The organism is Bacteroidia bacterium (assembly GCA_040880525.1).
Classification (GTDB): domain Bacteria; phylum Bacteroidota; class Bacteroidia; order CAILMK01; family JBBDIG01; genus JBBDIG01.
Map to the genome: position 1 here is coordinate 13,545 of JBBDIG010000011.1, position 21,137 is coordinate 34,681.

18 protein-coding genes are annotated in these 21,137 nt (G+C 45.3%); 6 read left to right on the plus strand and 12 right to left on the minus strand.

All coding sequences use genetic code 11. The annotated features are described in order from the left end of the window. The first annotated feature begins 31 nt into the window (after positions 1–31). A complete protein-coding gene (locus WD077_01965) occupies positions 32–772 on the plus strand; it encodes a hypothetical protein (GenBank protein MEX0965976.1) in 741 nt (246 codons plus the stop codon). Positions 773–774: 2 nt separating this feature from the next. Beyond that, on the plus strand, positions 775–1,443 hold the full coding sequence (gene pdxH, locus WD077_01970; GenBank protein ID MEX0965977.1) for a pyridoxamine 5'-phosphate oxidase: 669 nt from the start codon (positions 775–777) through the stop codon (positions 1,441–1,443). A gap of 16 nt (positions 1,444–1,459) precedes the next feature. On the opposite strand, the gene uvrA is transcribed toward pdxH, so the two are convergent. The 4 genes from uvrA to WD077_01990 form a co-directional block, all read right to left on the minus strand. Then, on the minus strand, positions 1,460–4,303 hold the full coding sequence (gene uvrA / locus WD077_01975) for an excinuclease ABC subunit UvrA (GenBank protein ID MEX0965978.1): 2,844 nt from the start codon (positions 4,301–4,303) through the stop codon (positions 1,460–1,462). Positions 4,304–4,307: 4 nt separating this feature from the next. Then, the gene (locus WD077_01980; protein ID MEX0965979.1) at positions 4,308–5,489 is read right to left on the minus strand and encodes a transglycosylase SLT domain-containing protein; all 1,182 of its coding nucleotides are present in this window, start codon (positions 5,487–5,489) and stop codon (positions 4,308–4,310) included. Between the two features lie 76 nt (positions 5,490–5,565). Continuing rightward, on the minus strand, positions 5,566–6,312 hold the full coding sequence (locus WD077_01985; protein ID MEX0965980.1) for a tetratricopeptide repeat protein: 747 nt from the start codon (positions 6,310–6,312) through the stop codon (positions 5,566–5,568). A gap of 47 nt (positions 6,313–6,359) precedes the next feature. Then, positions 6,360–6,860: a biotin/lipoyl-containing protein gene (locus tag WD077_01990; protein MEX0965981.1), complete on the minus strand. Its 501-nt coding sequence runs from the start codon at positions 6,858–6,860 to the stop codon at positions 6,360–6,362. A 155-nt stretch (positions 6,861–7,015) separates the two neighbouring features. Here WD077_01990 and WD077_01995 point away from each other — a divergent pair, with 155 nt between their 5' ends. After that, a complete protein-coding gene (locus tag WD077_01995) occupies positions 7,016–9,400 on the plus strand; it encodes a gliding motility-associated C-terminal domain-containing protein (GenBank protein MEX0965982.1) in 2,385 nt (794 codons plus the stop codon). On the opposite strand, the gene WD077_02000 is transcribed toward WD077_01995, so the two are convergent. Together WD077_02000 and rpoN are read right to left on the minus strand one after the other, a co-directional pair. Next, positions 9,397–10,032, minus strand: coding sequence for a hypothetical protein (locus WD077_02000; protein ID MEX0965983.1), 636 nt, complete (start codon positions 10,030–10,032; stop codon positions 9,397–9,399). The genes WD077_01995 and WD077_02000 overlap by 4 nt on opposite strands. 12 nt (positions 10,033–10,044) lie before the next feature. Then, on the minus strand, positions 10,045–11,568 hold the full coding sequence (gene rpoN, locus WD077_02005; GenBank protein ID MEX0965984.1) for an RNA polymerase factor sigma-54: 1,524 nt from the start codon (positions 11,566–11,568) through the stop codon (positions 10,045–10,047). 88 nt (positions 11,569–11,656) lie between these two features. Between rpoN and WD077_02010 the strand changes: the two genes are divergently transcribed. After that, positions 11,657–13,195: an asparagine--tRNA ligase gene (locus tag WD077_02010; protein MEX0965985.1), complete on the plus strand. Its 1,539-nt coding sequence runs from the start codon at positions 11,657–11,659 to the stop codon at positions 13,193–13,195. Positions 13,196–13,282: 87 nt separating this feature from the next. Further along, positions 13,283–14,311, plus strand: coding sequence for a bifunctional oligoribonuclease/PAP phosphatase NrnA (locus tag WD077_02015; GenBank protein ID MEX0965986.1), 1,029 nt, complete (start codon positions 13,283–13,285; stop codon positions 14,309–14,311). 13 nt (positions 14,312–14,324) lie between these two features. Here the strand turns inward: WD077_02015 and WD077_02020 are convergent, their stop codons facing one another. The 3 genes from WD077_02020 to WD077_02030 all read right to left on the minus strand — a co-directional run bounded on the left by WD077_02020 (position 14,325) and on the right by WD077_02030 (position 16,820). Next, entirely contained in the window at positions 14,325–15,179 is an 855-nt protein-coding gene (locus WD077_02020) for an MbnP family protein (GenBank protein ID MEX0965987.1), read from the minus strand. 7 nt (positions 15,180–15,186) lie between these two features. Further along, positions 15,187–16,254 carry a cytochrome c peroxidase gene (locus WD077_02025; protein MEX0965988.1) on the minus strand — a complete coding sequence of 356 codons (1,068 nt, stop codon included), beginning with the start codon at positions 16,252–16,254 and terminating at the stop codon, positions 15,187–15,189. A 371-nt stretch (positions 16,255–16,625) separates the two neighbouring features. After that, positions 16,626–16,820 carry a hypothetical protein gene (locus WD077_02030; GenBank protein MEX0965989.1) on the minus strand — a complete coding sequence of 65 codons (195 nt, stop codon included), beginning with the start codon at positions 16,818–16,820 and terminating at the stop codon, positions 16,626–16,628. Positions 16,821–17,256: 436 nt separating this feature from the next. Here WD077_02030 and WD077_02035 point away from each other — a divergent pair, with 436 nt between their 5' ends. After that, complete coding sequence (locus WD077_02035) at positions 17,257–17,940, plus strand: hypothetical protein (GenBank protein ID MEX0965990.1); 684 nt, start codon at positions 17,257–17,259, stop codon at positions 17,938–17,940. Between the two features lie 271 nt (positions 17,941–18,211). Here the strand turns inward: WD077_02035 and WD077_02040 are convergent, their stop codons facing one another. The 3 genes from WD077_02040 to WD077_02050 all read right to left on the minus strand — a co-directional run bounded on the left by WD077_02040 (position 18,212) and on the right by WD077_02050 (position 20,671). Beyond that, positions 18,212–18,370 (minus strand): hypothetical protein, encoded by a 159-nt coding sequence (locus WD077_02040; protein MEX0965991.1) that lies wholly within the window; start codon positions 18,368–18,370, stop codon positions 18,212–18,214. A gap of 292 nt (positions 18,371–18,662) precedes the next feature. Beyond that, positions 18,663–19,358, minus strand: a complete 696-nt coding sequence (locus WD077_02045; protein ID MEX0965992.1) for an NAD-dependent deacylase — start codon at positions 19,356–19,358, stop codon at positions 18,663–18,665. A 71-nt stretch (positions 19,359–19,429) separates the two neighbouring features. Further along, positions 19,430–20,671 (minus strand): glycosyltransferase family 87 protein, encoded by a 1,242-nt coding sequence (locus tag WD077_02050; GenBank protein MEX0965993.1) that lies wholly within the window; start codon positions 20,669–20,671, stop codon positions 19,430–19,432. Between the last annotated feature and the right edge of the window lie 466 nt (positions 20,672–21,137).

A 21,137-nucleotide genomic window follows, 5' to 3' on the forward strand; every position in this document is an offset into this window, starting at 1 on the left:
TCTGAAGTAAACCCTTAAATTATTGATAAATATGCGATATATAGTAATTCTCCTTATCGGATTCATGGCAGGTTTCAGTGCTTCGGATGCCGGGGCACAGGTTCGTTCATCATCAGAATATTCTTATGACGGGTCTGACCGCGAATCAAATTTTGATGATGGGATTGAAAACGTAAAACATATATTCAAAGTAAACCCGCTGAACATTTTTATTGGTGATTTTCCGGTGTACTATGAACATAAGCTTGACAAAAGGCTGAGTGTGGAAGTAGGTGCGGGCTATACATTCAGGAACTACATTTTCGGGATATGGCAAACTACGGCATCCCAGGTTCCGGAATTCATTGACATTCGCGAAGCTGAGCCAGGCTTTAGTGCCCGCGCCAGCCTCCGCTATTTCCCAAACAAACTGCGAGAGGGAATTTATGATATTGAAGGATTCTATTTCGGGCCTGAAATCCAATATAAAGCCTACAATATGAGCGTATTGGAATGCGATCCTGATTTCCCAAACCGGTATACCGAAAACACGAAGAGCGAACACCGTAACCTCCTGGATATAAAAATCACGTTTGGATACCAGCAGTTTTACAGTGGAAATTTTATCGTTGATTTTTATGGCGGAATTGGCGTTCGCAGCAAAGATCAGAACCTACATTTCTGCGATTGGGATGAAACTCAGCGCTCATTTCTGTCAACTCCTGAAAATGTGAAAACAGTCGTCCCGGTAATTTCAGCCGGATTTAAATTTGGCCTTGGAACCAACTTCTAAAAATGCCGGTAATCACAGGAATGAATCATAATCACCACGTTTCTTCATTGCGAAAAGAATATTTTCCTAAAACATTAGAATTAGCAGCCATGCCAGACAATCCTGTTGAACTGTTTGGGCAATGGTTTGATGCGGCTCTTGATGCGCAAATAATTGAACCCAATGCGATGACGCTTGCTACTGTAAATTCAGTGGGCAGACCCTCCGCCCGCGTAGTATTGCTGAAGGGTTTTGATTCCAGCGGCTTTGAGTTCTATACTAACTACAACAGCCGGAAAGGAAAGGAAATCAATGATAATCCTTATGCTGCCCTGGTATTTTTATGGCTGCCGATGGAGCGGCAAATACGCATAGAAGGACGGCTGAAAAAATTACCGGTAGAGAAATCGGATGAATATTTCCATAGCCGGCCACGGGGCAGCCAGCTTGGAGCCCTTGTTTCTCCCCAAAGCGAAGTAATTGAAAGCCGCGAAAACCTGGACAAGGTACTGCTCGACCTTGCAGAAGAATTTGACCAGAAGGAGATTCCGCGCCCAAAACACTGGGGCGGATACCAACTGATGCCGGATTACATGGAATTCTGGCAAGGCCGGCCCAATCGTTTGCACGACAGGATTGCCTATTCCCGCATTTCAGAGGAAGAATGGAAAAGAGTACGTCTGGCGCCCTGAATTAATTTGCCTCTGGCTACTTCAGTTCCCTTGCGAGAAATTTTGCCGTATGGCCTTTATCTTGGGCAGCAACTTCCTCTGGTGTGCCTGAGCAGATGATCTCGCCTCCTTTGCTGCCGCCTTCAGGCCCAATATCAATAATATGATCTGCCATTTTAATAACATCCATATTGTGTTCAATAATGAGCACCGTATTTCCACGTGTTACCAGCTTTTGTAAAACATCCATGAGAATCCGGATATCTTCAAAATGAAGTCCGGTGGTAGGTTCGTCAAGGATGTAAAGCGTCTGCCCGGTATCTCGCTTTGAGAGTTCGGTCGCCAGCTTCACGCGTTGCGCCTCTCCTCCTGATAAAGTAGTGGAAGGCTGGCCCACATGAATGTAGCCAAGCCCCACATCATTCAGGGTCATCAGTTTTCGCTTGATATTTGGAATGTTCCGGAAGAACTCAAGGCTCTCCTCAATGGTCATTTCCAGCACATCACTGATTGATTTTCCCTTATAGCGCACTTCCAGGGTTTCACGGTTGTAGCGCTTGCCAAAACAGGATGGACACTCCACGTATACATCCGGCAGGAAATTCATCTCAATGAGTTTTAGCCCTCCACCTTTGCACTCTTCACAGCGGCCACCTTTTACATTAAATGAAAAACGCCCCGGTTTATAACCCCTGATCTTTGCTTCCGGAAGATCCGAAAACAAGTTCCGGATGAGCGTGAACATTCCGGTATAGGTAGCAGGATTGGAGCGCGGTGTTCTGCCAATAGCCGATTGGTCAATTTCAATTACTTTATCAAGATGTTCCAGGCCTTTGATGGATTTGTAAGGGAGCGGCCTGCCTGAAGCATTGTAGAAATGGCTCCGCAGGATGGGATACAGCGTTTCGTTTATGAGCGAAGATTTGCCGCTGCCGGAAACTCCTGTGACGCATACCAGCATTCCAAGTGGAAGCTCAAGGGTTACATTCTTAAGATTATGGCCGGAGGCTCCTTTTACCCGCAATTTTTTACCGCTTCCTTTGCGTCTGCGCTCCGGCATTCGGATATTGGCCCGGCCGCTCAGGAAATCCGTGGTAATGGAAAGTTGCTCCATAATTTTATCAGGAGAACCTTTTGCCACTACCTCGCCTCCATGAATTCCGGCCTTTGGCCCGAGATCCACTATATAGTCGGCTTCCATGATCATGTCGCGGTCATGCTCCACCACCAGTACAGTATTGCCGATGTCCCGCAGGTTTTTCAGCGCACCGATCAGCCTTTGATTGTCGCGCTGGTGGAGCCCGATGCTCGGCTCATCCAGAATGTACAGCACGTTCAGCAACTGCGAACCGATTTGCGTTGCCAGCCGGATGCGCTGCGCTTCTCCACCCGAAATGGATGCGGATGAGCGGTTCAGCATAAGGTAATTCAGACCCACATCCAGCAGAAAACTGGTGCGTGTTTTTATCTCTTTTAAAATTTCCGCAGCAATAATTTTCCTGTTGCCCTCAAATGATTTTTCCAGCTTCCCGATCCATTTATAAAAGTGGTCAATCTGCATGGATGAAGCCTCTCCAATATGCATGTCTGCGATCTTAAAATGCAATGCTTCCTCTTTCAACCTGTAGCCGTGGCAGGCTTGGCATTCAGTCTGGTAGGCAACTTCTGCAACATCACTTTTAGAGAATACACTGCTCTTTTGACCCATTGATTTTTCAAGGGTTTTGACCAATCCGGGAAAGCGGGCACTATAATCTCCAAACTCCGTTTCAATTTGCATTTCAGCATCAGCGCCATAAAGAATGGCATCTATTGCCTCGGGCGAGAGCTTTTTAATCGGATCTGTAAGCTTAAACTTAAATTTTTTAGCGATTGATTTTAATACATGCTTGTACCAATAATCAACGTCCTTGCCCAGGGGCGCAATTCCGCCATCAGCTATACTCAACTCAGGATCGGGAAAAATGCGGTCCACATCGAATGACCATGTAATGCCAAGCCCTTTGCAGGCAGGGCAATATCCATAGGGAGAATTAAAGGAAAAGGTGTTTGGCTGCGGCTCATCATAAGAAATACCGCTATCCGGGCACATCAGATTTTTGCTGAAATTGAAGGATGCGTCCGATTTGCTGTCCACCACCATCAGGCTTCCATTGCCTTGCTTCAGTGCCAGCTCTATGGACGCTTTTATCCGCTTCTCGGATTTTTCGTCCACCTTCACCCGGTCTATCACCAATTCAATATCATGGATCTGGTAACGGCTCACCTGGAATCCCGGCTTAATGGTAATTACTTCACCATCTACCCTGGCCTTTGTATAGCCAAGTTTCCGGTATTGCTCAAATAATTCACGGTAGTGTCCTTTCCTCCGCCTTACCAGCGGAGAGAGCAGGTATACGCTGCGTTTGGCAAATTGCTTTACCACCGTATCATAGATCTCACTATCAGAGAAACGCACCATTTTTTTGCCGGTGGTAATGGAATAGGCGTCCGCTACTTTGGAATAAAGCAGGCGAAGAAAGTCGTAGATCTCTGTAGAAGTGCCCACCGTAGAGCGCGGACTTCTGTTAACGGTTTTTTGCTCTATAGAAATGACCGGGCTGAGGCCGTCTATCTTCTCAACATCCGGCCTTTTCATACTGCCGATAAACTGGCGCGCATAAGCCGAGAAGCTTTCCATATATCTCCGCTGGCCTTCCGCATAAATAGTATCGAAAGCCAGAGAGGATTTGCCGCTTCCGCTGAGGCCGGTAAAAACTATGAGCTTATTTCTGGGAAGTACGAGGTCAATATCTTTGAGATTATGCTCTCTTGCCCCGAAAATTTCTATAATGCCGCCTTCTACCTTTTCTTCAACCTGATTTGCAGGTGCGGTCTCTATGAGTTCACTCAACTTTTTTTAGATAAATCGTTAAAACCTGTCCTGTTTTAATGCTGGAATTTTCCAGATCATTCCATTTCATCACGTCCTCTGCTTTCACTTTATAAAATAATGAAATACTGCTGATGGTTTCACCGGATTTTACCGTATGCTGTACGAGGTCTGTTTGTTCGTCTTCTTCCGGTGTAAGTAACTCTTCTTTCTGCCTTGCAGCTTCTTTCAGCTCTTCGATCTCTTCCTCTTCCACTTCCAGTGTGTTGACGAAAAAGCTATCTATGTTCTTTTCGACCGGAATATCAACGTAGTATGTTTTTCCTGCCCTGTTGCTGAGCTTTGTATTACGCACCCAGGGGTTGAAATATTTTAACGCTTTATAAGTGATCCCATGATCTTTTGCAAAGGCTACCCAATTGTCTACAGCCGAATCAACGATAACCGATTCTGTCTTAATCCGGGGATAAAGATGATTCTCCCTGAAGTGAAAACCATAGTTCTGGGGGTTTTCCATTATTTCTTTGGCAGCAAGGATCCTGAAAACATACCGTGAAGTTTCTGAATTAAGGGCCAGATCATAATAGGATGAAACCTGCTGGTCATCCAGCCTTTTCTGTAATCCGTACATTCCCATGTTGTAGCTTGCAGCAACAAGAGTCCAGTTTCCGAATTTCTTATGCGCTTCCTTCAAATACATGCATGCGGCTTCGGTTGACTTCTGGACATGATAGCGCTCGTCCACATCAGCATTGATCTCCATCCCATATTGCTTCGCGGTTCCTTCTATAAACTGCCAGAACCCGGTGGCTCCGGCTGGAGAAATTGCATTGGTAAGGCCGCTCTCTATGAGTGCCAGGTATTTGAAATCTTCCGGTACCCCGTTCCTTTTCAAGGTCTCAGCAATTTCCGGCAAGTAGCGGTTAGATCTTTTCAGGAATAACAGCGTTTGCGACTGCCAGTAAGTGTTCACGAGCATTTCGCGGTCCAGCCGTTCAGCTACTTCAAAATCATGTACCGGTACCTTTTCGCCTGCAAAAGTTATATTCTCCGGCAGATTGAAAGCATAGATGCGATAATCGTTTCTGAATTCCATCTGGTACTTCTTCTCCTCCGGGCTGTTTGCATAAATAAACAGGCTGGAGACAGCGATACCTAAAAGGAAGAAAAAGACGTAAAAGAGTTTGGTGGCCATTGTTGGGTAAGGGATTTAAGAAGAACGGAGAGGTTCCCCGGCTCCTTATATCAATTTCTTTTCCAAAAGCGGGTTATCACTCTCCCCTTCCGGATATTCCACTCATTTCTCTTAACGCTCCCTGGGGCAGGACGAACTCGGGATCAACTGCGAGCGCGCGAAGGAAAAATTCACGCGCTTTTTCCATCTCCTGCCGCTGGCCGAAATAGAAGCCCCGGAGGTTGAGAGCTGCCGCTTTTAGGGGTACCTCCTGGCTGTGGTTCTGGCCCACCGGCACGGTTACAGAATCGGTTTCTATTCCGGGGTGGGCAAACAAACTGTCAATAGATGTTCTGGCTCCTTCAAAATCATCATCAGAGATTTGTGCGATAGCGATACGATAGAGATATTGGGCATTTCCTGACAGGCGGTACAATTCCCGGAAGATGTTCAGTGCTTCATCGTTTTCTCCCATAAAAGTATTTGCCATGGCTGCGATCTCCAGCATTTCCAGGTTTTCCGGTTCTTTCTCCAATGCTTCATCCGTTACAGCCAGGGCAGCTTGGTATTTCCCATTTCCAAAGTACAGGGTTGCGAGGGTATCGCTATAATCCACATATTGTGAATCAATGAGCATCAGATTCTGAAGAGCGTAAATAGCCGTGTTCCCATCACCATATTCCATGCTTTTTCTATAAACGGTTTTAAGCCGTTCTACCTCTTCATTTTTTAGCCGCTCATATACTTCCTCAGCATGTTTGCCGGTTTCTTCATTTTGCTGACAGGATGACAACAGAGAGGCCATCAACATCAGAAATGACGCGCAGTAAATATTTAAATTCATGATTTTGATTTGGTTTGATGAGCGATGAAATGCCGTGCTGAAATATGTTATTCAAAAAGCAAAAGCGATTGGTTCTTTTCCACCGCCTGTCCCTGGCTCACTTCGATTTTTTTTACTTTTCCTGCGGCAGGACTTTTAAGAACGTTCTCCATTTTCATTGCTTCAAGGATCATCAGCGGAGTATCCTTCTGTACCTCTTCGCCAACTTCCACCAGCACCTTCAGCACGAGGCCGGGCATTGGAGCTTTAATTTCGTCCACGCCAGAATCGGCCAGGCTGCTCAGCCCAAGTTTTTCCAGCAACAGATCATAACGGTCTTTCAACTCAATGCTATACCGGTTTCCATTCACCTCCGCCCCAAAGGTTTTGGTATTTTGCCTCTCAACAATTCCTACTCTGAAGGACTTCCCTTTATATAATACATGAAGCCGGTTCTCACTTATGGAATGGATGTCAATTTTTAGTTCCCGGCCATCCAGGCTCAGTTCTCCGTTTTCAACTTCTATTTGAAATGTTTTTTTATTATTTACTTTAACCTCGTAAGCCACTTGTAAATTTTTTTACAGAATTTAATTTTAGCGTGGGCGAAAATACCATTTGAAACGTTAATTATCCGAAATTGCACCTCCCGCAAAGCACCGGCTTCAGGTGAACCAAAGCCTGCATATTTGTTGTATCTTTGAGAAAGTTGTATTAGCACATCATGAAAAAAATCGTATTATATATTTTCCTGTTTCTATTGTCATCCCAAGGGATAAAGGCGTCTCATATTGTAGGAGGTGATTTTAGTCTTCAGCACCAGGGAGGAGATCAATATCTGCTGACCCTGAAAGTTTTCCGGGACTGCCAGAATGGAGTTCCACCATTCAATGAACCGCTTTATGTAGGGATGTTTGAGAAAGGCACCAACATCATGGTCAAAAGCTACCGGTTCAATAATATTAAAAGTAATGACACCCTGATTTTTGTGGGAGATAACTGCATAAACATTCCCGATGGCTGCACGCACATTGGGCTGTATCAGCAGGTGATCAATCTCAGCCCTTCTGAATTTAACAGTGCCAGAGGCTATTACTTTAGCTGGGAGCGCTGTTGCCGGAACGTTATCATCAAAAATATTGAGATAGGAGATGATCCCCAGGGAGAAGTAGGAATGGCCTTCTATATGGAGATCCCTCCCCTCAGCATCCAGAACTCAACCCCGGTTTTCAATCGCGATCCCCTTACGTTATTGTGCGTTGGCAACCCATTCACCTTCAATTATAATGTGACAGATGCGGACGGTGATTCACTGGTTTATTCGCTCGTAGAACCTTTGAAAGGAACGCTAACACAAATGAATCCCAATGATCCTAACAGTCCCGATTATCCCATTATCAATCCGGGACCTTACCATAAGGCTGATTGGAGAAAGGGATACCATCTAGGGTTCATCATTGACGGAGACCCAACGCTTTCTATTCACCCCCGCACCGGAGAGTTGAATATTACGCCAACCCGCCAGGGCGTTTATGTAGTGTCAATTCTTGTTGAAGAATACCGGAATGGGGTGAAAATAGGCGAAGTAAGGCGCGAGCTTCAGTTTACGATAAGTACCTGCAACCAAAACACCGCACCTGAAATTTCAGAAAACATTCAGAACGAAGTTTATACAATAGCTGCAACTGACAAACTGTGCCTGCCGATATCCGCAACAGATGCTGATCCAAATGATTCGCTGTTTTTGACTTTTGAAGGTGATGTATTTCCCGGAGGAAGTATTTCTGCACCTTTTGCCACGATGAGTAACGCGCGAGGTTTCAGGTCGGTTTCAACCGAATTCTGCTGGCAAACCGTTTGTGCCCATGCCTCCGAAGTGGATACCTATGAGATAGTCGTGAGGGTTACGGACAATGGATGCCCTATTGCCAAAACTTCTGTGGCCAGATTCCAGATCGTAGTGCTGCCACCACCCACCATAGATCCTCCGGCAATGGTTTGTTTTGACAGGGAAGGCCCTGATGCCCTTACCGTAAGGTGGGGACGATTTGATTCCACGGACCATTTCAGGGAATTTGTATTGGTAAAAGAATTCCCTGACGGAACCACGGAATCGTTTACGTTTACCAATCCTGCAAATACTTCCTATTATGACAATGAAGCGTTTGATAACAAGACAGTAGATTATTGCTATTACATGTACGGGATCAATATCTGCGGAAAAGTGGGCGATACCAGTTACCGGCTTTGCACCAGCATAAACAGAGATTCTGTCCCGGATCCTACTCACGTGGTAACAGCTACCGTTACGGAAGAAGAGGCTGTAAAAGTAATTTGGGAAGAAGCAGTTGAACCGGATTTTTACGGTTATAAACTCTTCAGAAAAGAGAATTCTCCGGATTCCCAATACGAGCAAATTGCTTTTATTACTAACAGAGACCAATTGTCCCACGAGGATCGCTCAGTTAATGTACATACTTCATCCTACTGCTACAGTGTGACAGTATTAGACCAGTGTGGCTATGAAAGCGATACCAGCAATCGTGGATGCAATGTGGTACTGTCCGGTACTTCATTCCCTTTTGAGCACTCCCTGCAATGGACATCGTACGACCAGTGGGATCATGGGGTTAAAAAATATGAGCTGATGAGGCGCGATCCGGTAATTCCCTATTCTGTAATCAGCTCCGGCAGCGAGTCAGCCTTTTCATACCTCGACCAGAATTTGAATGAAGATGAAGGAGCATATTGGTACAAGATCGTTGCGCATGAAGAAGATGGCAACTCAAGCCGGAACGCCACCAGTGAGTCCAACGAGGTTTTTCTCTTTCAGCCGCCATTGCTCTATGTTCCTAATGCATTTACTCCCAATGACGATGATATCAATGATGATTGGGGTATTAAGCCTGTTTTTGTGAAATCTTATGAGATCAAAGTCTACAATCGCTGGGGCCAGTTGGTTTATGAGTCTCAGAACAAACGGGCGCAGTGGAAGGGCGATTACAGAAGAACAGCCGCCTTTCATGGAGTTTATGTCTACCTCATTACCTATACCGGCTGGGATGACAGCATCCATTACCGCAAAGGAACCGTAACGGTCTACGATTAATATCCGGCTATTTTCAGTCCTATAAAAACCGGAACCAAACCTGCCATGAAACCGGCAGCAATTTCCGGAAGGGTATGCGCTTTAAGTATTAGTCTCACTCTCATAACCAAAAGCGCCAGCAGCCCTGCTCCGAGCCACAACTTCCAGTAAAGCGATTCCTCAAACCAGCCGGAGAACATCAGGATTCCCATTATTCCCCCGACCGAGAATGTATGCATACTGGCCTTCAGCTTCAGATTCAAAACCATCAGCACAAAAAGGGAGACGGTGGCCGAAAATATAAGCGCAACAAGAAGAATGGGCAGTGCCAGCCAAAAAGCCACCAAGCCACCTGCAATATAAATTAAGAGAGTGATAATATAAGGAATGGTCCTTTGCTCCTGATTCCTGAGCATTATGTCCCGCTTCATGGCGAGGACAAAAATGATCGGCAACACCGTCATTCCCAGGATCAGCAGCAGAATCTCAGTACGATGGTGGAGAATTGGCAGAACAACTTCATTTCTGCCGGCTCCCACTAAAAGAGCGAAGGCATAAAAAGGAAAAAGAACAGGATGAAAAATTATAGAGAAAATGAGGGCAAATGTTCTGGATGTGCTGACGTGATCTACCCCGGATAATACTGGTTTCATGCTTTCGGGAAACTACAATTCCTTCCGGAGACGCGCCACCGGAATGTTGAGTTGCTCACGGTATTTGGCAACAGTCCTCCGGGCGATGTTATATCCCTTGTCATTGAGCATATTTGTCAGCTTCTCATCCGTCAGTGGCCGGTTCTTGTCTTCAGCTTCAATAAACCGCTGGAGCACCTCTTTCACCTCCTTGTTGGAAACTTCGATTCCCTCATCAGTTTGAATTCCCTCTGAGAAGAACTCTTTGAGCGAGTATAGTCCAAAATCCGTCTGAACATATTTGCTGTTCACCACACGTGATACAGTTGATATGTCCATGTCAATACGATCAGCAACATCCTTCAGGATCATCGGGTTCAGCTTCATAATATCGCCACTGAGGAAGAAATCCCGCTGAAGTGCCACAATGGTGCGCATGGTCATGAGCAGTGTATTCTGCCGTTGTTTTATGGCTTCAATAAACCACTTGGCGTTATCAAGCCTCTGCTTAATAAACTGCACCTGTTTCTTCAGCTTTACGTTTTTCTCCTTCTCTTCTTTATTGCTTTTCTGGTATCCCAGCAGCGTTTCCTGGTATTGGCGGTTTACGCGCATCTCAGGGGCATTCTTGGAATTAAGTGTAACCCTCAGTTCATCGTCCACCTCGGTCACCATGAAATCAGGATTGTTGTACTGTCCCTTTATATTGATCTGGCCTTCTCCAGGTTTGGGATTAAGATGCGTAATAATATCCACGACCTCACGCAGTTTATCCCGGTCTATTTTCAGAGACTTCATTAGTTTCTGGTAATGCTTCTTCGCCAGCGCATCCATGTGGTCTTCTATCACCCGAATGGCGAGGTGTACATTCTCATTGCTCTGATCCTTGTGCCGGAGCTGGATCAACAGGCATTCCTGAAGGCTTCTGGCACCCATGCCATAAGGTTCAAAATTCTGAAGGCGCTTCAGAATTTCCTCCAGTTCCTCTTCATTCGTTTGCAAATCACTCATGAATGCCAGATCATAAACGATATTCCTCAGCGGCCTGCGCAGGTATCCATCTTCATCGAGCATTCCTACCAGATGCATTGCCAACTCCCGCTTCCGGTCTTCCAAATTCAGAGAGCCCAATTGCTCATACAGGTTATCGTAGATCGTGCGATAGTTGGCCACCGGAATCTCACGGTCCTCTTCATTAGGATCGCGGGGTGTATAATTGTAGCTGTAGTCATCATCATCCGAGACGTAATCGGAGATATCAATTTCTGCACTGTCATCCATCGTTTCAAATTCCTCCTGGGTCACCTCATATTCATCCTCCTGATCTGATTTCTCAGCCCTTTCCTCACGTTCTGCGCTTTCATCTCTAGGCTCGCCATCGTTGTCTCCGGAATCATCCTTCCCCTCCTTTTCCATTTCCAGGGCCGGATTTTGAGTCAGCTCTTCATCCACACGCTTCTCGAGTTCAGCAGTAGTCAGTTGTAATAACTGAATAAACTGAATCTGCTGCGGAGACAGCTTCTGCATTAATTTTTGATTGAGCCCTTGTTTAAGCATTTGCAACTAAAATTTTAATGAATTTCGCACCCTCTTTAAACGATTGAAATTTGTGTTTTAACAGCATTTTAATAAAAAAAGTTAGGGAATGAAGCTATTGACCAAAGACACTGTCAGCCTTTCAGATTTGAAGCATCATAAAGAAAAATTGGTCGCTGTCAATGGCTGGGTTTTCAATAAACGTAGCGGCAAAGAGAATGTTTTTTTACTAATCCGTGATGGAAGTGGATTTGCGCAATGTGTAATTAATTCTGACAAAGTTGGCAATTCTCAATTTGATACGGCAAAAAGACTTGGGATTGAAAGCGCCATCCATGTGAAAGCAACAGTCGTGGAAGACGAACGCCAGGTTGGTGGATATGAATTGCAGGCTTCGGAACTCAAAGTTTATCATGAAGCTGAAGAGTATCCCATTGCCAAAAAAGAACATGGCCCTGATTTCCTGCTGGACAACCGGCACCTTTGGCTTCGAAGCAGACGGCAATGGGCCATTATGCGGGTTCGCAACACGATTATCTTTGCTATTCACCGGTTTTTTCAGAAAAACGGTTTTGTTGAAATGGATGCGCCCATTTTTACCGGCAATGCCTGTGAAGGCACCAGCACCTTGTTTGAAACTGATTTCTTCGAGACACCGGCTTATCTCTCACAATCCGGGCAGCTCTACGGAGAGGCGATGGCTTTTGCGATGGGCAAGATCTACACTTTCGGGCCTACCTTCAGGGCTGAGAAAAGCAAGACGCGCAGGCATCTTTCAGAGTTCTGGATGATAGAGCCGGAAATGGCCTTCTACAATCTTGAAATGACAATGGACCTCATCCAGGAATTCGTGCATTTCCTTGTGAAAACAGTGCTGGAAGAATGCCGGTTTGAGCTGGAACAACTGGAAAGAGATACGGCTCCCCTTGAGAAGGTGCTACAGGATTTTCCGCGCATCAGCTATGATGATGCTGTGAAGATCATCAAAGGCGAAAAAGATGTGGAAGGCAGAAATGCCATTCAATTGCTGAAGGGAGACCTGGAATCAGTAAAAATCAAGATCGGGGAATTAAGAGAAGACATTGCTGAACGGGAAGCCAGCCTCAAAAAGGGTGGAATGAAGAAGGGCGCCATTGCATTTAACGAGCAGAAAATAGTGACGCTGAAGCTTGAGGTCAAAGAGCTGGAAGAGCGGGAGCGCAACATTCCGCAGTGGCTCCAATCGGCCAGCGACTTCGTGTATGGAGGTGATTTTGGCGGCAGCGATGAAACTGTCCTGACGCGGCTTTTTGATACCCCGGTGATGGTATACAACTGGCCCAAAGCGGTCAAAGCCTTTTATATGAAAGGTAGTGATGAAAATCCGGCACTGGTAAAAGGTGTGGACGTGTTGGCTCCGGAAGGCTATGGAGAAATAATTGGCGGTGGAGAGCGCGAAACAGATAAGGATATACTAATCGAAGCCATCAACCATCATGCGCTGCCAATGTCAGCATTTGAATGGTACCTCGACCTCCGTAGATATGGTTCTGTTCCTCATGCCGGTTTCGGGCTGGGGCTGGAACGCATGGTAAGCTGGATCTGCAAGCTGACGCATTTGCGTGAAAGCATCCCGTTCCCTCGGATGATGGGCCGCTTAATGCCCTGATGCTTTTTCATATAGCTTAATCTATTGCAATTCTTTCCCGGACCTGAAAAGTAGCTTCCGGCATTTTCCCGACTTTTGCCGGCCAATATGGAATTACAAAACGAGCAGACAGAAGAGGTTAAACACCTGCTGAAAAACGCAAAGCGGATATTCATTACATCGCACGCCAATCCTGATGGCGATGCTCTCGGGTCATCCCTCGCGCTCTATCATTGTTTCAGAAAATTAGGCAAGGAGGTAATGGTCGCTTCTCCAAATGAGTGGGGTGATTATCTGAACTGGCTTCCGGGATGCACAGAAATTCGTAATTACGAAAAACAGAAAGCAGAGGTTGTGGATTTCCTCAAGGAGACGGAAGTGATCTTCTGCCTGGATTTTAACAACCTGTCAAGGATCAATGAGATCGGCCATCACGTTCGCATTTCAAAAGCAAAGAAAATTCTGATTGACCACCACCTTGAACCGCAGCACTTTGAGGATTATGCTTTTTGGGATCCAAAGGCAAGCTCTACTGCCGAACTGGTGTATGAATTTATCACCGCCATTGAAGGCCCGGAGGCTATTGATGTGACACCCGGCACCTGCATTTATACCGGAATAATGACCGATACAGGCTCATTCAAATTTCCAACAACCACGGCTAAGGTTCACCATATTATAGCGCGATTGATTGACCTGGGGGTTAATAATTCAGAGATTCACCAACGCATTTATGACACCTACTCGCTGAACCGGCTGCGGCTGCTTGGCACCGCGCTAAAGGACCGGATGGTGGTGCTGCCGGAATACCGCACTGCCTACATTACGATTGATCAGATGGACTATGAGACTTACGACCTGAAAACCGGAGATACCGAGGGACTGGTCAATTTTCCGCTCATGCTGCAGGATGTGGTCTTCTCAGTTTTATTGAAAGACAAAGGCGATATTATCAAGATGTCGTTCCGGAGCAAAGGCGATTTTCCGGCTGATGAAATAGCAAGGAAATACTTTGGGGGCGGGGGCCATCGAAATGCCGCTGGGGGCCGCCTGCACGAGACGTTGGACAAGACCGTTGACAAGCTCGTTTCCCTGCTTCCGCAATACAAAACCCGCTTGTTGCAGGAAGTCCTTTAAAATACGGCAATCTTTACCTCTCTACTGAAAAGACATTCTCCGCGCCATTTTCCTTCAGCATGGTTTGCACAGCCGGTTTATTCATTATACCATCGTCATAGTCATTCATGTCATAATTATTAGGATTGGAATACCAATTATTGATATTCATCACAATGGGTAATTCTATAATACTGTCTTCTTCTGTAATTACGATTGGCTCATCCAAATTAAATACCTCTGTAACAAAACTTGAGGAGTAATCATCACCCATCATTACAAGGCCTCCCAGGTGGGTATTGTAGTTTTCCAGGCTGTCATTGCTTTTTTCATAGCGACCTTCCAGCTTCATAAAGTGGTAGCCACCGCCCATTTGTTCCGGCCAAAACATTCCTACATGTTCAGGCGTGCCGGGCAGGTATCCGGAATCAACATGATTCTTTTCCGGAGAGATCCCAAAACGAAAGCTGACGGCCGTATAGCTTCCTTTGGGAAGGCTGTCTAGCATCATCTCCAACGTAGCACTTTGTGTTGCATCTACATAATGTATCACATCAACGATATGATTATCTCCATCGGAATTTACCAGCGTAATGTCTGAAATATAATAATGCAGCCTCACCACACTGTAGTCGTTGCCGGCATCATTTGAATAATTTATCGTATTAAATTCCAGGGTTTCTCCATCTACCCGGTGGTGTAAGGTCACCTTTACACTGGTTTGCTCCTCTGCATTTTCATAGGTGCATGTGCCGTCATCATTCTTTGCCTCGCTGTCATAATTCAGCGCATTGGGATCCGTACACCCGTCCTTTGAACAAGACGAAATACTTCCCGCGAGAAGCAGAAAGAATAATACTTTTGGAAAAATTGAGAATGAAATTTTCATTGCTTTGTTATTTAAATGGATCTTTAAAATCCGGATTGTTAATAAAAGAAGTATCGGTTAATGTTTTAAGAAATGCCACAAGATCCTCTTTCTCCTGATCAGTCAGACGCAGGCCACCCTGCAAAACTTTCTTCATTAGTGGATCTGTATTAGGATGAAAAGCCAGGCCTTCACTGTAAAAATCCACCACTTCCTCCAGCGTTTTGAACCGTCCATCATGCATATAAGGCGCGGTAAGTTCAATATTCCTTAATGTAGGCACTTTGAATTTTCCTATGTCGCGCTGATTGCCTGTAACTTCAAATAACCCCTTATCACCATCATACCTGGCATCCAGCCCATTATTTTTAAAGCTGTTATCAGTAAAAAGCATTGGGGGTATGTGGCAGTGGAAGCAATCTCCTTTTTCCGAATTAAAAATTGAATCCCCCCTTTTTTCCTGTGCGTTAAGCTGACCTCTGTCTGCCCTGGAATTAAAAGAAATAAGTGACCGCTCAAATTGGGCAATGGCTTTTACGACATGGCTAGGTGCAATGATATTCACCCCAAAAACCTCTTCAAACTTTTCCGGATATACAGTATGCCATTGCAGCTTGTCAAGAACATAGATCCATTCCTGGTGCATTTCAATTGGATCTGGCACGGGGTTCAAAGCTTGCTCTTCCAGGCTGCCCACGCGCCCGTCCCAAAAAAACCGTTCCCCCCATGCCAGGTTAATTATTGCCATAGCATTGCGCCTGCCCTCATTTCCATTGATGCCTGTACTTACACGGTCAGGATCTGAAAATCCATTTTCGATCTTATGGCAGGTAGCACAACTTTGCGAGCTATCATCAGAAAGAATGGGATCATAGAAAAGCATACGACCCAGCGAAATGCCCTCAACAGTTAAAGGATTATCATCAGGCAAATTGGGAATGGGGTAGCCCCGCTGGTATTTGGTCGGTATCTGAAGCTCATACTTCGTAAGCACTGGCTCTTCCCCGGTCTTTTCTTCCGTTATTTCAGGGTCCTTTTTGCATCCCCCAATCGTGAGGAATATGCCTAGAAAAAATATGAGGGTTATGTGCTTCATGGTCAGCCAAGCCTAAGTTGCAGTAGATGTGCCACGGGTTGCATCTTTAGCCGGTTATTTTTCAGAATTTACAAATAAAAGCATTTATTTTTATTCATGACCTTTCAACTCCTGAAACCCTTGCCGGGCTTATGTTCTGACTAATTTTACCATTCCAAATGTCCATTAGGCCCTTATTGATAAAGCCAGTGCTGAGAAACCGCTTCAAGCTCAGCCGCTTTCAGATGGAAGGGAAGACGCTGGAGAAGGAACTGGTGGGGGATCGGCTGCTGTAGTCGTATTAAGCAGATAAAGGCACGAAGTCATCAACAGGTAACCACCCGGCCCCGCAGAAGTGAGATTCCAGGTCGTGGGCGCCTGCGCCACTCCGTTCAGGCTATCCAGTTCACCGTCACGCCCGAAAGGGTGTTGGTGCCGTAGTTGCTCACATGCAACGACATATTCTCGAACACAGGCGAAAGCGACACGAGGGAACCCACACCCGCATCATTGGTCTGAGCGTGGAGGGGTTGCAGGTTAAGCGAAATGATTAATGCAGCAAAGCAAAGTGTAATCAGCGTTTTCATAACATCTCAATTTTGGCGTTGGTGCAGACCTCATTGTTGGTTTCCGCACTTAATGGCCAAAATTAGGATGGGGGAACGGGGGGATTGGTAACCTATTTGGGGGATATTGGGGGGGAGTGTACCTCTGGGCTTCCGCCCGGAGTAGTTTGGGTGGACACTAATTGCACGGATTTGCACGAATGGATTTGGAATGGATACGAGAAAAATTCTCTTGCTATATTAGAGATGTTAAGATGCGCGTTGTTACGCTCTAAAATGGAATCAGCTACATTGCAGCACTCGGGTTCCTAAAAAAATCACAATGAGAATCTTTTATCTAACATGGCTCCTAACCGTCCTATTAGGGGCATGTAATTCCAAAGTTGAACCTAAGTCCTCGCCTACACACAATCATCGAGTTGTAGCTTACTATCAGGATAACTTCGCGAATTTGGAATTGAGAAATGGATACAGATTATATAACCTGACAAACGACAGTCTCAATATACCTTCTTTAAGCATTACCTTGCATTATGTTCGGTATGGCGCTTCTCACGGAACTGAATACATTATTATCGATGACTATGATGAAGAACAGTGCTACTTTTATTCCCGATCAAATGGTCATTTTAACTACTATTTGCCGTTAGAGATTCAACGCAATCTTCTTGATCCCGGAATGTTTCATTGGAAATATCTACAACCTGTCGGTACGCATGGTTTAAGTTATTATCTGAATAACTCTAAAGTGATTAGAACCAAAGGAATAAGCAGGGATGAACTGGATTTGATCTTAACCTTTAAGAACGAGTTTCAACCTATAAGATTAAAGTCACCCGAACAAATTGATGAGGCTATTAATACTGACATTAAATTTTTTGAAAGAGCGGATTTGGATATGGAAGAAGAAAAAACTTTACTTAAAATTGCCGAGTTGCTAAAGAAGCAGCTCCCCAATGAGGATGTATTACTCCTTGGATATAAAGGACAACATATCGATTATTACGAAATGAACCGGGGCTGGAACTTGGCCTATTTTTCACGATCAGATTCTACGATAAATAAAGAAAACTTTAGCCAGAGGGTGGATCTTGGAATGCCCACGTTTAAACTCTTCCGTTTGCGTATTGGTATTAATTGATGTTCCCTGGCCTTACTGTGCCCTCCCTTCTTTTTCGCAAGCTCATATAAAAATTCAGGTGCAAAATCGGCCCCGTTAGGCCATTCAATTGTAAAAGGGTTCAACTGAAATATCAGAAAAGGCGAAGTCAATTTTGAAGTCCCCTACATAACTGGCATTTATCACTTTAATCAAATCCAACAATCCAGATCAAGTTAACCGTAAAAGGCACGACGGCATCCTCGCGCAAGTAGGGGAGGAGATCAGTAAAAGGCACGAGGGCATCAACAGGTCATCCCTGCCCCTTTATGGGGAATTTCTCCCGATACTTTTTACGGATCAACTCAAGTTGCCTTTTATACTCTGCCGGGTTTTCTAAATGCAGCTTTGACAGCTCATCCCTACGTTTGCGCATAAAGGCCACTGCGTCAAATGACTTTTCCTTTTTCATAAATCAATTATTTCTATTGGAGACCTAATCTCAATCAGCGCATATCCGTGCTTTAAGTTAACAGCATTGAACAAACGGATTCTGTTCAAATTCACAATATGTTTAAAATTCCAGCTCACCAGGGCGCTTACATGATTAATAGTTGCGAGCGCAATATGGCTTGCATCTTCAAGGGATTTAGGCATCAGAAGAATGGAACTAAGCCAAAAGAGAGGGAGAAAATATTTCATAAGTACTTATAAGAATTACATTGGGCAGAATGGTTTTATCGTAACCCCGCCAAGATACACATTTACCCTCTCTCCTCGGCCAATAACTGCTTCACCAGCATCGGAACCTTTTCACTCGCTTTGCCTTCCAGTACCTCAAGATTTGGGTAATGGCCAATGGAGGGCGTCACCCGGTCTATCACAAACTTCCGGGCTTCGTTCGGAACGTAGCCAATAAGTCCGGCAGCAGGATAAACGGCCATCGAGGTGCCCACAACAATAAAAATGTCTGCCGCTGCGGAGATTTCCATTGCCTCTTCTATTTTTGGAACTGGCTCGCCAAACCATACTACGAACGGCCGCAGTTGCGAACCCCGCTCGCAAGTATCGCCCACGCAAATGTCTTTGGTACCAATGTCATAAACCAGGTCAGGATAATCACAACTGCTAACCTTGGTAATTTCTCCATGCAAGTGCAACACATTTCCGGAGCCACCGCGCTCGTGCAAGTTGTCAATGTTCTGGGTTATCACCGTCACATCGAATTTCTCTTCCAGCTTGGCCAGCGCTATGTGTGCAGCATTTGGCTGCACCGTTCCAATATTCCTCCTCCGCTGATTATAAAAGTCCAGCACCAGTTCCTGATTTTTTGCCCAGCCTTGTGGAGACGCTACTTCCATGACATCATGACCCTCCCACAGCCCATCGCTGTCACGAAAGGTGGGCACACCACTTTCTGCACTTATTCCGGCCCCGGTTAAAATCACAACTTTTTTCATAATCATTTTAAAATCTAAACTCCGAAAATAATCAGTTTTTGGAAAACCATTTTGTGCAGAAGCGGATATGGTCATTCCTGGTCGGCATACACGGGGTGTACCAAGAGCCATATTAATAAGAAGAGCAAAACCACCGGCAAAGAGAAATACAGGAAATGCAATTGGGTAGATACATTAAGACGGTCGAGCAAACCATTTACAGGGAGAAAAAGCGGTAAAAGCAATATCAGCAAAAGCATTCTTTTTCGTTTCGTAAACTGAAAGGACAATGGAAATAAAAGCAGCAGAAGCAGGGCATCATAAAACAGATGATAGGTGGTAAGCAACACACCTGCGCTTAGTAGTAATAATAGATAAACATCATTGAATTTTCGCTTCTGATGCCTCCACCAGATAAATCCAAAGAGCAACGCGAGAAGCATATTTTTTACAGGTCCAACGGCATCACTGCTTCCGCGCCAGAGGAATTCCAGCAAAGCCGTGATTTCAGTTGTGGTAATCATTACATAATTCAGAGGATATTCGGGACGGTGAGGATCATAAAATGAATCCACCATAAAGGATACATTGGCCGCATAGTTCTCAAGCATTGTTATTGGCTCTGATGACAAAACCAGAGAGATCAAAAGCAGTATCGCTCCCGTAGATCCGGCAGCTACGAGGGCTTTGAATTTCTTATTTATAATAAAAAATAAAACAAAAGGCAAGGCTACAGTTACCTTAAATGCTGCCAGACCCAATAACAGCCCACTGATGAAAGGCCGCCTGTTCACCGCAAGGAGGGCGGAAAATGCCAGCGCCAGCGAAAGGAATGTTGGCTGTCCCACCAGCATGGAAGCCACAGTTCCCTTGAAGGCCAGGCTAAGCAACAGGAGGTCAGCGTACTGCATTTCGAGCTTTGAGAAGCGGGCAATGGCAAAAAGAATGAAGCTCAGCAGAAAAGGCAGAGATGAATACCACAAAACGTAAGCAACGGTATAGCTGAAAAGGGACAACCAGCTAAGCATGGACAAGGCCCAGGGTGGATAAATAACGTGAGACAGCGGCCACACCGGAACATAAGCTGAGGCAATTCCCTCCTGCTCTACCACCTTCTGCCATTCCTGCTGAATATTGCGCTCCAAGTAAGGATCCTTACCCTGTACCAGCAATCGCTGCGCAAGGTATACGGGTCGGAAATCTATGATCCGGTCAGGACCAGGCGGATTGAGCACAATCCGTGTGGTATGCAGCAAGCTGAAGCCCAGCAACAAGAACCACAGCCAGGCCGGAAAAGCGGTTTTTACAGGAAATTTCCCGGATAATAGGGTCATCAGGTAAGGAGTTTCCGAAGTGTTTCTGCTCGCAATTTCAGATATTTCAGCTTCCTCTCATCACTGCGAATTCTTTCGATCGCAATCTCGCCTATCTGGCCCTATCTGGTGGAGTATACGCTTGTACCTAACCCCCGCTCAGGCAATCAGCTTAGTTCCGTCATGCCGTAACCCCAGCTATCCAGTAACGGTTTTTTACTCGTCCCTATAAACACATATATACCAGTGCAATGCAACAAAACTGATGACGAGCAATCCTTCATCGTTCAGAAACTTGTATTTTCGGCTCGGAGATGAAAGGCAAGGATAAGTCGACAGGGCAGCATAAGATAGTGGTTTCTCTATATTCCCTTCGCTCCTAATAAATTACGCGGAAACAGAAAGTTGCCGAAAAGTAAATTTGCCTACATTTGGCAACGAAGGCGGAGCGGGGATTTCGGGTTTTGGTAACCAAAGGAAATGAAGC